At 68.6% G+C, this 13,423-nt stretch carries 11 protein-coding genes; 6 read left to right on the plus strand and 5 right to left on the minus strand.

What is annotated here, in order from left to right:
• Positions 1-178: 178 nt before the first annotated feature.
• Positions 179-2,233, minus strand: coding sequence for a putative bifunctional diguanylate cyclase/phosphodiesterase (locus BLU22_RS03215; protein WP_162274131.1), 2,055 nt, complete (start codon positions 2,231-2,233; stop codon positions 179-181).
• Positions 2,234-2,569: 336 nt separating this feature from the next.
• Complete coding sequence (locus BLU22_RS03220) at positions 2,570-2,896, minus strand: TraR/DksA C4-type zinc finger protein (protein ID WP_090212075.1); 327 nt, start codon at positions 2,894-2,896, stop codon at positions 2,570-2,572.
• 251 nt (positions 2,897-3,147) lie between these two features.
• Between BLU22_RS03220 and BLU22_RS03225 the strand changes: the two genes are divergently transcribed.
• Entirely contained in the window at positions 3,148-4,797 is a 1,650-nt protein-coding gene (locus tag BLU22_RS03225) for a response regulator (RefSeq protein ID WP_090212077.1), read from the plus strand.
• A gap of 83 nt (positions 4,798-4,880) precedes the next feature.
• Here the strand turns inward: BLU22_RS03225 and ettA are convergent, their stop codons facing one another.
• Positions 4,881-6,545: an energy-dependent translational throttle protein EttA gene (gene ettA, locus BLU22_RS03230; protein WP_090212079.1), complete on the minus strand. Its 1,665-nt coding sequence runs from the start codon at positions 6,543-6,545 to the stop codon at positions 4,881-4,883.
• A 265-nt stretch (positions 6,546-6,810) separates the two neighbouring features.
• Between ettA and glyA the strand changes: the two genes are divergently transcribed.
• Together glyA and BLU22_RS03240 are read left to right on the plus strand one after the other, a co-directional pair.
• A complete protein-coding gene (gene glyA, locus BLU22_RS03235) occupies positions 6,811-8,067 on the plus strand; it encodes a serine hydroxymethyltransferase (RefSeq protein ID WP_090212080.1) in 1,257 nt (418 codons plus the stop codon).
• Between the two features lie 112 nt (positions 8,068-8,179).
• On the plus strand, positions 8,180-8,548 hold the full coding sequence (locus BLU22_RS03240) for a PilZ domain-containing protein (protein ID WP_090212082.1): 369 nt from the start codon (positions 8,180-8,182) through the stop codon (positions 8,546-8,548).
• 9 nt (positions 8,549-8,557) lie between these two features.
• On the opposite strand, the gene radA is transcribed toward BLU22_RS03240, so the two are convergent.
• A complete protein-coding gene (gene radA, locus BLU22_RS03245; protein ID WP_090212084.1) occupies positions 8,558-9,919 on the minus strand; it encodes a DNA repair protein RadA in 1,362 nt (453 codons plus the stop codon).
• 216 nt (positions 9,920-10,135) lie between these two features.
• Between radA and BLU22_RS03250 the strand changes: the two genes are divergently transcribed.
• Positions 10,136-10,888, plus strand: a complete 753-nt coding sequence (locus tag BLU22_RS03250; protein ID WP_197676766.1) for an EAL domain-containing protein — start codon at positions 10,136-10,138, stop codon at positions 10,886-10,888.
• Positions 10,889-10,961: 73 nt separating this feature from the next.
• Entirely contained in the window at positions 10,962-11,375 is a 414-nt protein-coding gene (gene mscL, locus BLU22_RS03255; RefSeq protein ID WP_090212086.1) for a large-conductance mechanosensitive channel protein MscL, read from the plus strand.
• 6 nt (positions 11,376-11,381) lie between these two features.
• Here mscL and BLU22_RS03260 read toward each other — a convergent pair whose 3' ends face one another.
• Positions 11,382-12,158: a ferredoxin--NADP reductase gene (locus BLU22_RS03260; protein WP_090212087.1), complete on the minus strand. Its 777-nt coding sequence runs from the start codon at positions 12,156-12,158 to the stop codon at positions 11,382-11,384.
• A 64-nt stretch (positions 12,159-12,222) separates the two neighbouring features.
• Between BLU22_RS03260 and BLU22_RS03265 the strand changes: the two genes are divergently transcribed.
• Complete coding sequence (locus BLU22_RS03265; RefSeq protein ID WP_090212089.1) at positions 12,223-13,350, plus strand: methyltransferase; 1,128 nt, start codon at positions 12,223-12,225, stop codon at positions 13,348-13,350.
• Positions 13,351-13,423: the final 73 nt, after the last annotated feature.

Genomic DNA, 13,423 nt, shown 5'->3' on the forward strand with positions numbered 1-13,423 from the left:
AAAAACGCTGATTATGCCCTATTGTATTGCCGGATTAATATATTGTCGCGAGAGCGGCGGCGATAGCGCGAGCGCCGCACGTCGCTGCGCCACTGTCGGCGCCTCCCGACTCCAGCGGCACATCGGTAACGCCACGCCGGAGCACCAGGTATCTGCGCGTCGGCGTGGCGAGTCGGGATCAGGGCTCCGTGACCGGCGCCGGTTGGCGCACCGCCTGCAGCACGGCGCCGGCGCGGGCGGCGTCCATCGGCCGGGCGAAGTGGAAGCCCTGCACCACGTCGCAACCGGCGCCGCGCAGGAACTCCACCTGTACCTCGTTCTCCACCCCCTCGGCGACCACCAGCATGCCGAGCAGGTGGCCGAGGCCGATCACCGCCTCGACCACCGAGTCGCGGCGGGTATCTTCCTTGATGCGGTTGATGAAGGCACGGTCGATCTTCAGGGTGCTGGCCGGCAGGTGGGTCAGGTAGCTGAGCGAGGAATAGCCGGTGCCGAAGTCATCGATGGCGATGCTGAAGCCTTCGGCGCGCAACTGGTTGAGCAGCCCCAGCAGTTCTTCGGTGTTGCTCAGCGCGGCGTCCTCGGTGATTTCCAGCTCGATCTGCGCCGGCGCCACGCCGTAGTCGGCGAGAATCGCCAGCAGCTGTTCGTGCAGGGCCTGGCCCTCGAACTGGCGGGCCGACAGGTTGACCGCCAGCACCGGCACCTGCAGCCCCTGGGCCTGCCAGCTGCGAATCTGCGCGCAGGTGCGGCGCAGCACCCACTCGCCCAGCGGCCGGGCCAGGCCGTGGGCCTCGGCGACCGGGATGAAGCTGGCCGGCGACACCGCGCCCCACTCGGGATGGAACCAGCGCAGCAGCACTTCCATGCCCTGCAGGGCGCCGTCGGCGAGGAAGTACTTGGGCTGGAAGTACAGTTCGAAGCCGTCCTCGGCCAGCGCCCGGCGCAGCTCCAGCTCCAGCTCGGCGGAGGGCAGCTGCTGCTCCAGCTCCGGGGTGAAGCACACCAGCTCGTTGCGCCCGCGGGTGCGGGCGATCTGCATCGCCGTTTCGGCGCGCTGCAGCAGCTGCTCATGGCGGTCGCCGTGCAGCGGCGCGCAGCAGATGCCCAGGCTGGCGGTGAGGTTGAAGGCCCCCACCGAGGTCACGTAGGGCTCGCTCAGCATGGCCAGGATCTGCTGTCCCAGGCCGTTCAGCTGGGTCTGGGCGCCGACCGACGCACACTCCACCAGCACCGCGAACTCGTCGGCGCCCAGCCGTGCCGCCAGCGCCCGGCCGCTGGTCAGGCCGCCGATGCGCGCCGCCGCGACCTTGAGCACCTGATCGCCGGCGCCATGGCCGAGGGACTCGTTGATCAGCTTGAAGCGGTCCAGGTTGATGTGCAGCAGGGCGAACTCGCCGCCGCGGGCCAGCAGCTCCTCCATCCGTTCGGCGAGGCTGGCGCGATTGTGCAGGCCGGTCAGACGGTCGTGGCTGGCCAGGTACTGGGCCTGCTCGCGCGCCTCGACATGATCGCTGACATCCAGCCCGAAGCACTGGAACTCGCGCTGGCCGCCCTCGCCCACCAGCGCGCGCACCCGCCACTCGATCCAGCGCGGCTCGCGCTCGACGCTCTGCATGCGCGCCTGCAGCTGGCGACCGCCGCCCTCCCCGCACAGCGCGCGAAACGCGCGGCGCAGCCGCAGGCGGTCGGCGGGATGGACGAACTCCAGCAGGCGCCGGCCGAGCAGACGCTCCTCGCTCTCGCCAAGAAAGCGCGCCAGCGCCGGGTTGCTCAGGATCACCCGTAACCCGGCATCCAGACGCACGATCAGCTCGGTCTCGCTGTCGAGGATGTCGCGGTAGCGCCGCTCCAGGTGGTGCAGGCGACGCAGGGCCTGCTTGTAATGGCCGAGATCGTGGCAGATGCCGACGAACGCCGGCCCGCCGGGCAGGTCGACGCGGCCCAGCGACAGGTGCATGGAGAACAGCTCGCCATTCTTGCGGCGGCCCTCGACATCCCGCCCGCCGCCCACCGCCTGCGCACCCTCGCCGTGCAGGTAAGCGGCGATCTGCGCATCGTGGCGCCCGGCCTGGCGCTCAGGCATCAGCATCGCCACATTGCGCCCGAGCACCTCGGCGGCGCTGTAGCCGAACAGGCGCTCGGCCGCCGGATTGAACAACAACACGAGACCCTGTCGGTCGATGCCGATGATCCCATCGGCCGCCGCCTCGAACAGCGCCCCCTGCAGCAAGGTACGAGCCTGCCGTTGTCCCTCACTCAGCCCATCAAGCCGATCACGACCATGAACAGTCGGATTCATCATTCCCCCAGGTTGGCCAGCACGGGCCATGCGCAGGCCGCTCATGCCGACCTGCCGACCACTTCCATATCGATATTGTTGTTATGCCGAGTCTATCGGCAGGGGAACGAGAAACTTTATTAGATATAAGGTGCATGCCAGAGCGGTTGCGCGCGACAGATATTTTATTGACGGCTTTAGTGCCAGAAAAATGCGCACCACCGGCCGTGCCATGAACTCGCCGCAATCCGCCCCGCGACAAGGCCCCGAGGCGGCAGACGCAGCCGCTCAATGCGCCGGGCGCGAGGCGCAGTTCATGCACAGCTCGGCCGCCGGCAAGGCCGCCAGGCGCGCTGCGCCCACCGGCTCGCCGCAGCCAACACATTCGCCGTAGCGCCCCGCCGCCAGACGCTCGCGCGCCCGCTCCACCTGGCGCAGGCCGTCCTCGGCCTCGGCCAGCAGGGCGCGCAACACGTCGTCGTTCTGCCGCTGCACCGCCTGCTCGGCAAAGCTCGGCGAATGGCTGCGGCCCAGATCGCGGCGGATCGCCTCGGCACGGCGGGCATACTCGGCGGCCAGGGCATCCAGGGCCTGACGCGGATCGATGGTGTTCATCACGGCAACTCCTCGGTAACGGGTCGATAAGTCCAGTGTGGCCGACGATCGGCGCGCGGCACTGATGCCGGTCAACGGCCAGCCATGCGGATCGCGCCAGACTGCCGGCGTATCTCTGCGCAAAACTGCCGATTCCGTTGCAGGCCGGTAACCTGGCATCGGCTACAGTCGACGATCGTTTGCGAATCAATGGATTGGCCGCACGGACAGGGAATTGCCGCCGCTGCCCGGCCTCAACAAGAAGCGGGATCATGACCGGATACGAAGACCCCAACCGCGACCGCCTGAAGCAGCACTTCGCCCAGCGCGTCGTGCATCAGGCCCGCCACGTCCTGGAAGTCTGGCAGCGCCTGCAGCGCAGCGCCTGGAATCCGGCCGATACCGCCGAGCTGGTGCACGCCTGCCAGCGCCTCGGCCAGTACGCCCAGCGCTTCGAGCAGCCGGCCCATGCCGAGCTGGCCGCCGCCATCGACCAGTGCCTGCAGGCGATCCATGCCAACCGCGGTCGTCCCGGCAGCCTGCAGCTCAGCGAACTGAACAGCCTGATGCAGCGCCTGTCGCACACCGGCCTGCGCCAGGGCGACCGCTTCGAGGCCGGCATCCTGCCGCCCTTGCGCAAGCCGATCTACCTGGCACTGCAGGACCCCGAGCGCAGCGAGCGGCTGGCCCGCCAGCTGGAATTCTTCGGCCTGTCCTGCCTGATCTGCGACAGCCCCGAGGCCTTCCGCCAGGCCATGCAGCAGCGCTACCCGGCGGCCATCGTCATGGAAGTGGACTTCTACGGCCCCGGCCTGGGCCTGCGCCTGGTGGTCGAATGCCAGCAGGGACTGGCCCACAAGCTGCCGGCGCTGTTCTTCAGCGAGCGCGAAGCCGACACCCTCACCCGCCTGGCGGCGGTACGCGCCGGCGGGCGCGACTTCTTCTGCGCCAGCCTGGACGCCGCGGCGCTGATCGAGCGCCTCGAAGAACTCACCGACACCGTGCAGTGCGACCCTTACAAGGTGCTGATCGTCGACGACTCGCGCGCCCAGGCCACCTTCACCGAGCGCACCCTCAACGGCGCCGGGATCGTCACCCGCACCCTCACCGACCCGATCCGCGCGCTGGCCGAACTTAACGACTTCCAGCCCGACCTGATCATCCTCGACATGTACATGCCCGAGTGCCTGGGCACCGAACTGGCCCAGGTGATCCGCCACAACGAACGCTACGTCAGCGTGCCGATCATCTACCTGTCCGCCGAGGACGACGTCGACAAGCAGCTCGGGGCGATGAGCGAGGGCGGCGACGACTTCCTCACCAAGCCGGTCGAGCCGCGCCACCTGATCGCCACCGTGCGCAACCGCGCCGCCCGCGCGCGCAATCTCAAGGCGCGCATGGTGCGCGACAGCCTGACCGGACTGTACAACCACACCCACATCCTCCAGCTGCTCGACGATGCCCGCCTGCGCGCCCGCCGCGAGCAGAAGCCGCTAAGCTTCGCGATGCTCGACATCGACCACTTCAAGCGGGTCAACGACGGCTACGGCCACCCGATGGGCGACCGGGTGATCAAGAGCCTGGCGCTGTTCCTCAAGCAGCGCCTGCGCAAGACCGACCACATCGGCCGCTACGGCGGCGAGGAGTTCGCCGTGGTGCTGCCCGACACCGACGGGCCGACCGCGGCCATGGTGATCAACCGCATCCGCGAGCGCTTCGCCGAGATCGTCTACCCGGCGCAGCCCCAGGACCTGCGCTGCACCTTCAGCTGCGGGATAGCCGAACTGCACGACGAACCGGACGCCAACGCCCTAGCCAGCCACGCCGACGAGGCGCTGTATGTCGCCAAGCGCGGCGGACGCAACCGCGTCGAGGTCTTCGCGCTGGCAACAGTCCCCGGCGAGATCCTCCAACTGGCCTGAACCGTCCGCCCAACAAAAAGCCCCGGCCTTGCGGCGCGGGGCTTTTTTCATCCTGCGGGTGCGGGCACGCTCGCCCGCGGCAGTCAGGCCAGCTTCTTGTAGCGCACCCGGTGCGGCTGGGCGGCCGCGTCGCCGAGGCGCTTCTTGCGGTCGGCCTCGAACTCGGTGTAGTTGCCTTCGAAGAAGTACACCTGGCCGTCGTCCTCGTAGGAGAGGATGTGGGTGGCGATGCGGTCGAGGAACCAGCGGTCGTGGGAGATCACGATGGCCGCGCCGGGGAAGTCGAGCAGCGCCTCTTCGAGGGCGCGCAGGGTTTCCACGTCGAGGTCGTTGGACGGTTCGTCGAGTAGCAGCACGTTGCCGCCCTGCTTGAGGGTCAGCGCCAGGTGCAGGCGGCCGCGCTCACCGCCGGAGAGGTCCTTGACGAACTTCTGCTGGTCGCCGCCCTTGAAGTTGAAGCGCCCGACGTAGCCGCGCGAGGGCACCTCGTAGTTGCCGACCTTGATCATGTCGAAGCCGTCGGAAACCTGCTCCCAGACGGTCTTGCTGCCGTCGAGGTGCTCGCGGCTCTGGTCGACGCTGGCGATCTGCACGGTCTCGCCGATGTCGATGCTGCCGGCATCGGGCTGTTCCTTGCCGAGGATCATACGGAACAGGGTCGACTTGCCCGCGCCGTTGCCGCCGATCACGCCGACGATGGCGCCCTTGGGCACGCTGAAGGTCAGGTTGTCGATCAGCACGCGCTCGCCGTAGCCCTTGCACACGCCGTTGAACTCGATGACCTTGTCGCCCAGGCGGGGACCGGCCGGGATGTAGATCTCGTTGGTCTCGCTACGCTTCTGGAATTCCTGCGACTGCATTTCCTCGAAGCGCTGCAGGCGCGCCTTGGACTTGGCCTGGCGCGCCTTGGCGCCCTGGCGCACCCACTCCAGCTCGGCCTTCATCGCCTTGGCGTGGGAGGCCTCGGCCTTGGCTTCCTGGGCCAGACGGGCGGCCTTGGATTCCAGCCACTGCGAGTAGTTGCCCTCGAAGGGGATGCCCTGGCCGCGGTCCAGCTCGAGGATCCAGCCGGCGACGTTGTCGAGGAAGTAGCGGTCGTGGGTGATCGCCACCACGGTGCCGGGGAAGTCGTGGAGGAAGCGCTCCAGCCAGGCCACCGAATCGGCGTCCAGGTGGTTGGTCGGCTCGTCCAGCAGCAACATGTCGGGGGCCGACAGCAGCAGGCGGCACAGCGCCACGCGGCGCTTCTCGCCGCCGGAGAGGTGCTCGATGCGCGCATCCCAGGCCGGCAGGCGCAGGGCGTCAGCGGCGACTTCCAGCTGGCGCTCCAGGTTGTGGCCGTCGGCGGCCTGCAGGATGGCTTCGAGCTTGGCCTGCTCGGCGGCCAGCGCGTCGAAGTCGGCGTCCGGCTCGGCGTAGGCGGCGTACACCGCGTCGAGGCGCGCCTGGGCTTCCTTGATTTCGCCCACCGCCTCCTCGACGATCTCGCGCACGGTCTTTTCCGGGTCGAGCTGCGGCTCCTGGGGCAGGTAGCCGATCTTGATCCCCGGCATCGGCCGGGCTTCGCCTTCGAACTCGGTATCCACGCCGGCCATGATGCGCAGCAGGGTCGACTTGCCCGCGCCGTTCAGGCCGAGCACGCCGATCTTGGCGCCGGGGAAGAACGACAGGGAGATGTCCTTGAGAATCTGACGCTTCGGCGGCACGACCTTGCCGAGCCGATGCATGGTGAAAACGTATTGAGCCATGACAGACCTGAATGGTTGACGACGGTGATGGGCAAGGCGGCAGCGAAACTCCGCGCCGGCCGGGCCTTGCGAGGGTGGCGCAAAGCTACCCGAAATGCCGCGCCAAGGGCAAACCAGCGGCCCGGCGGGCGCGGCCTGCGGGGCACGGGTGGACGATGAGCGGCGCTCGTCCCGCGCTTGATCGGCATTCATGTGCCAGCGCGCCGGCATTGGGTTAGAATGCGTCCCTTGAACTCCCTTCTGCCCAGCTCCCCTGAGGACCGCCATGTTCAGCCGTGATTTGACCCTCGCCCGCTATGATGCCGACCTGTTTGCCGCCATGGAGCAAGAAGCCCAGCGCCAGGAAGAGCACATCGAGCTGATCGCCTCTGAAAACTACACCAGCCCGGCGGTGATGGAAGCCCAGGGCAGCGTGCTGACCAACAAGTACGCCGAAGGCTACCCGCACAAGCGCTACTACGGCGGTTGCGAATACGTCGACATCGTCGAGCAGCTGGCCATCGACCGTGCCAAGCAGCTGTTCGGCGCCGACTACGCCAACGTCCAGCCGCACGCCGGCTCGCAGGCCAACGCCGCGGTGTTCCAGGCGCTGGTCAAGCCGGGCGACACCATCCTCGGCATGAGCCTGGCCCACGGCGGTCACCTGACCCACGGCGCCAGCGTCAACTTCTCCGGCAAGATCTACAACGCCGTGCAGTACGGCCTGAACCCGGAAACCGGCCTGATCGACTACGACGAGGTCGAGCGTCTGGCCGTCGAGCACCAGCCGAAGATGATCATCGCCGGCTTCTCCGCCTACTCGCAGGTGCTGGACTTCGCCCGCTTCCGCGAAATCGCCGATAAGGTCGGTGCCTACCTGTTCGTCGACATGGCCCACGTGGCCGGCCTGGTCGCCGCCGGCGTGTACCCGAACCCGGTGCCGTTCGCCGACGTGGTCACCACCACCACCCACAAGACCCTGCGCGGCCCGCGCGGCGGCCTGATCCTGGCCAAGGCCAACGAAGAGATCGAGAAGAAGCTCAACTCTGCCGTGTTCCCGGGCGGCCAGGGCGGCCCGCTGATGCACGTGATCGCCGCCAAGGCCGTGTGCTTCAAGGAAGCCCTGAGCGACGAGTTCAAGGCCTACCAGCAGCAGGTGGTGAAGAACGCCCAGGCGATGGCCGAAGTGTTCGTCGAGCGCGGCTTCGACGTGGTTTCCGGCGGCACCCAGAACCACCTGTTCCTGCTGTCGCTGATCAAGCAGGACATCACCGGCAAGGACGCGGACGCCGCCCTCGGCCGCGCCTTCATCACCGTCAACAAGAACGCCGTGCCGAACGACCCGCGTTCGCCCTTCGTCACCTCCGGCCTGCGCATCGGCACCCCGGCGGTGACCACCCGCGGCTTCAAGGAAGCCGAGTGCCGCGAGCTGGCCGGCTGGATCTGCGACATCCTGCAGAACATGGGCGACGAGTCGGTGATCGACGCCGTGCGCGAGAAGGTCAAGGCCGTCTGCGCCAAGCTGCCGGTGTACGGCAACTAAGCACCCGCGCTGCGCCCCCGAAACCCGGCTCCGGCCGGGTTTCTTTTTGCCTGCCGGGCGGCGCGGCGACTTGGCTTATAGTTAAAACAAGATTGCAGCAGGAGTACCTCCCATGTCCGCCCCATCCCACGAGCGCCGGCGCTTCCAGCGCATCCCCTTCGAGGCCGAGGTCGAGCTGCGCCAGGATCAGGCGTGCTGGACCGTGCGCCTGCACGACCTGTCCCTCAAGGGCCTGCTGGTCAGCCGCCCGGAATCGTGGCCGGCGGCGGACGCCGCGCCGCTGCAGGCCTGCCTGCGCCTCGGCGCGGAAGTCGAGGTGCGCATGCTGGTGACCCTCGCCCACCAGAAGGATGGCCTGCTCGGCCTGCAGTGCCGGGAGATCGACCTAGACTCGATCACCCACCTGCGCCGGCTGATCGAGCTGAACCTGGGCAGCAGCGAACTGCTCGAACGCGAGCTGGGTGCGCTGGTGCAGGGCTGAGTCCCTGCCTCACTCGAACAGCGCATCCAGCGCCTGCTCCAGGCGCGTCACCGCCACCACCGCAAGACCGGGCGGCGCCTCCTTGGGTGCGTTGCCCTTGGGCACGATGGCGCGCTTGAAACCGTGCTTGGCGGCCTCCTTCAAACGCTCCTGACCGCTGGGCACCGGGCGGATCTCGCCGGACAGGCCGATCTCGCCGAACACCAAGAGGTCGTGCGGCAGCGGCTTGTTGCGCAGGCTGGAGATCACCGCGGCCATCAGCGCCAGATCCGAGGCGGTTTCCAGCACCTTGACCCCGCCGACCACGTTGAGGAACACGTCCTGGTCGTAGGTGGGGATGCTGCCGTGGCGGTGCAGCACGGCCAGCAGCATGGCCAGACGGTTCTGGTCGAGCCCCAGGGTCACGCGGCGCGGGTTGGCCAGATGGCTGGTGTCGACCAGCGCCTGCACCTCTACCAGCATCGGCCGCGAGCCCTCCCAGGTGGCCATCACCACGCTGCCCGGCACTTCCTCCTGGGCGCGGGTGAGAAAGATCGCCGAGGGGTTGCTGACCTCCTTGAGGCCGCGGTCGGTCATGGCGAACACGCCCAGCTCGTTGACCGCGCCGAAGCGGTTCTTCACCGCGCGCAGCAGGCGCAGGCGACCGTCCGACTCGCCCTCGAAATACAGCACGGTGTCGACCATGTGCTCGAGCACCCTGGGGCCGGCCAGCGCGCCCTCCTTGGTGACGTGGCCGACCAGGAAGATCGCCGTGCCGCTCTGCTTGGCGAAACGCACCAGCAGCGCCGCGCTCTCGCGCACCTGGGCGACGCCGCCCGGCGCCGACTGCAGCTGCTCGGTGAAGATGGTCTGGATCGAGTCGATCACCATCACCCGCGGTTTCTCCTGGCGTGCGGTGGCGATGATCGACTCGATGTTGGTCTCGGTCATCACCTTGAGCTTGTCCTCGGGCAGACCGAGGCGCCGCGCGCGCATCGCCACCTGCTGCTGCGACTCCTCGCCGGTGACGTACAGCGCCGGCATGCGCTCGGCGATGCGGCACAGGGTCTGCAGCAGAATGGTCGACTTGCCGATGCCCGGGTCGCCGCCGATCAGCACCACCGAGCCGTCGACCAGGCCACCGCCGAGCACGCGATCCAGCTCGCTGGAGGCGGTGGAGAAGCGCGGCGTCTCCTCGACGCTGACCTCGGCGAGGGTCTTCACGTTGGCCTGCTGGCCGGCCCAGCCACCGCGCCCGGATGGCGTCGCCGTGCCTTCCAGCACGGTTTCCACCAGGGTGTTCCAGGCTCCGCACTCGCCGCACTGGCCGGCCCATTTGGGGAAGGTGGCGCCGCACTCGCTGCAGCCATACATGCGCTTGGCCTTGGCCATGACAACTCCGTCGCTGGGAAACAGGCCCCATGATAGCGGAGCGACGGGCCTTGCCGGGGGCGCCGTGACAGGCTTGCCAACGGCTCCCGCTGCGCTGGAAAATTCCTTGTACAATCAAACAGGTACCCTCGAAGCAGGGCGCTGCGCGCCCGCCAGCGGATGACAACGCGCGCAAAACCTGCTTTCGTGCCCTATCTCCCTTTCGAGTCATCCACCATGTCCGAAAATCTGCCTCCCTGCCGCGCCTGCCAAGGCGGTCCCGGTTTCGCCCAGCCACTGAGCATGGCCTTCCAGCCGATCATCGACCTGCCCAGGCGCCAGGTCTTCGCCCACGAGGCACTGGTGCGCGGCGCTGACGGCAGCAGCGCCGGCAGCCTGCTGGAGCAGCTCGACGACGAGAACCGCTACCACTTCGACCAGCAGTGCCGGATCAAGGCAGTGGAATGGGGCGCACAGCTGGCCGTGCCGGCCCTGCTGTCGATCAACTTCATGCCCAACGCGGTCTACCGCGCGGAAACCTGCATCCGCGCGACCCTGGAGGCCGCACGGCGCTACAACTTCCCGCTGGAGCGGATCATCTTCGAGGTCACCGAGCAGGAGCAGGTCCTCGACCTCGACCACCTGATCGGCATCCTGCGTGCCTACCGCAAGCAGGGCTTCCGCACCGCCATCGACGACTTCGGCGCCGGCTACGCCGGGCTCAACCTGCTCGCCGACTTCCAGCCGGACCTGCTCAAGCTGGACATGGCGCTGATCCGCGATATCGACCGCGACAGCGTGCGCCAGGTGCTGGTCGACGGCGTGCTGGGGATCTGCCGGCGCCTGAACATCCAGGTGATCGCCGAAGGGGTGGAAACCGTGGCGGAACTGGACACCCTGCGCGGCATGGGCGTCGAGCTATTCCAGGGTTACCTGTTCGCCAAGCCGGCCTTCCAGGCCCTGCCCGAGATCCGCTATCCGCAAGCCTGAGCCGGCGCACAAGGTCCGCGCACCCGGCGGATGGCCTAGACTGCCATTCCAGCACCCCACAGGAGTTTTCCCCATGAGTCTGCTCAGCGAGTTCAAAGCCTTCGCCGTCAAGGGCAACATGATCGACATGGCGGTCGGCATCATCATCGGCGCCGCCTTCGGCAAGATCGTCTCCTCGCTGGTCGGCGACGTGATCATGCCGCCGCTGGGCGTGCTGATCGGCGGGGTCGACTTCACCGACCTGGCGATCACCCTCAAGGCCGCCGAGGGCGACCTGCCGGCCGTGGTGCTGGCCTACGGCAAGTTCATCCAGTCGATCATTGACTTCGTGATCATCGCCTTCGCCATCTTCATGGGCATCAAGGTGATCAACCGCCTCAAGCGCGAGGAGGAAGCCGCTCCGGCCGCCCCGCCGGCGCCGACCAAGGATCAGGAGCTGCTGACCGAGATCCGCGACCTGCTCAAGGCCCAGCAGCGCGATCGGTGACCCCGGCTACCAGTAGTTCTCCACCGCCAGCTGCCCCGGCCGGCGGCTGAGGCTGAGCTGCAGGCCGCGCGCCCTGAGGCGAGCATGCAGCGCCTCGACCATCTCCGGGTTGCCGCAGAGCATCAGCCGCGAGTGCTCGGGACTGATCGCCAGGCCAGCGGCGCGCTCCAGCTCGCCGCTGTCGAGCAGCGCGGTGAGCCGCGCGTGCAGGCAGCCCGGCAGCGCCTCGCGGGTCACCACCGGCAGGTAGACCAGCTTGTCCGCCACCCCCTCCAGCCAGTCGCGCCGCGCCAGCTCGGCGATCAGCGGCTGATAGGCCAGCTCGGCGCCGCTGCGCGCGCTGTAGGCCAGCACGATGCGCTCGAAGCGCTGCCAGACCTCCAGGTCCTGGAGGATCGACAGGAACGGCGCCACCCCGGTGCCGCTGGCCAGCAGCCACAGGTCGCGGCCGTCGGGGAAGCGGTCGAGGGTCAGGTAACCGTAGGCCTGGCGCTCCACCAGCAACTCGTCGCCGGGACCGAGACGCTTCAGCTCGCTGGTGAACTCGCCGTCCGGCACCTCGATGGAGAAGAATTCGAGCAGTTCGTCATGGGGCGCCGAAACCATCGAGTAGGCGCGCCAGACGATGCAGCCGCTGGGCTTGCGCACGCCGAGGCGGGCGAACTGCCCGGCGCGGAACCGAAAGCCCGGATCGCGCGTGCAGCGCAGGCTGAACAGGCTCGGCGACCAGCGCCAGACCTCCAGCACGCGCTGGCGGGTGAACTTCTCCTCGCTGACCGTCATACTCGCCTCCTTAGACTGCCGCCGGCGCGGCAGGCCTCCTTCATATAGCGCAAATCACCCGCCCATGTCCCTGTTCATCTCCCCCTTCGCCCAACTCGACCTGCTGCGCCAGCCCGAGCAGCGCCACGACCCGCTGCAGGCCTTCGACGCCGCCGACGAGTACCTGCTCGCCCACCTGCACGAACAGGGCCTGGGCGCCGGGCGCCGCGTGCTGCTGCTCAACGACGGCTTCGGCGCCCTGGCCTGCGCGCTGGCCGGCCACGCCGAGGTGACCAGCAGCGGCGACTCCTTCCTCGGCGCCCTGGCGCTGCACAAGAACCTCGCCCGCAACGGCCTGGCGCCGGCGGCGGTGCGCTTCGTGTCGGCCAGCGAGACGCCGCAGGGGCCCTTCGACGTGGTGCTGATCCGCGTGCCCAAGACCCTGGCGCTGCTGGAGGAGCAACTGACCCGCCTGCACGGCCAGCTCGCCCCCGGCGCCCAGGTGGTGGCCGCCGCGATGGTCAAGCACCTGCCGCGCGCCGCCGGCGACCTGCTGGAGCAGTATGTCGGCCCGGTGCAGGCCTCGCTGGCGGTGAAGAAGGCGCGCCTCTTGCTGTGCAGCCCCGAGGCGCGCCCGGCGCCGCGCTCGCCCTACCCGAGCCGCTACCGCCTGGACGATCCGCGCCTCGAATTGCTCAACCACGCCAACCTGTTCTGCCGCGAAGGGCTGGACATCGGCACCCGCGCCTTCCTCCCGCACCTGCCGCGCGGCCTCGGCCGCGCGCGGGTCGCCGACCTGGGCTGCGGCAACGGCGTGCTGGGCATCGTCAGCGCACTGGCCAACCCCGAGGCCGAATACACCTTGGTGGACGAGTCGTTCATGGCAGTGCAGTCGGCCGCCGCGAACTGGCGCGCCGCCCTCGGCGAGCGGCCGGTGGAGGTGCGCGCCGCCGACGGCCTGGCCGGCCAGCCGCCGGCCTCGTTGGATCTGGTGCTGTGCAACCCGCCGTTCCACCAGCAGCAGGTGGTCGGCGACTTCCTCGCCTGGCGCATGTTCCAGCAGGCCCACGCGGCGCTGGCCCATGGCGGCGAGCTGTGGATCGTCGGCAACCGCCACCTCGGCTACCACGCCAAGCTCAAGCGGCTGTTCCGCGAGGTCAGCCAGGTCGGCGCCACGCCCAAGTTCGTCATCCTGCGCGCGCGCAAGGGCTGAGCCGCGAGTCCCCGCAGCGCGGCGAACGCGCAGCGGCCTCCGGCCGCTGGGAGCCGGGGCCGGAGCCGTGATG

Source organism: Pseudomonas guangdongensis, from assembly GCF_900105885.1.
Classification (GTDB): Bacteria; Pseudomonadota; Gammaproteobacteria; order Pseudomonadales; family Pseudomonadaceae; genus Geopseudomonas; species Geopseudomonas guangdongensis.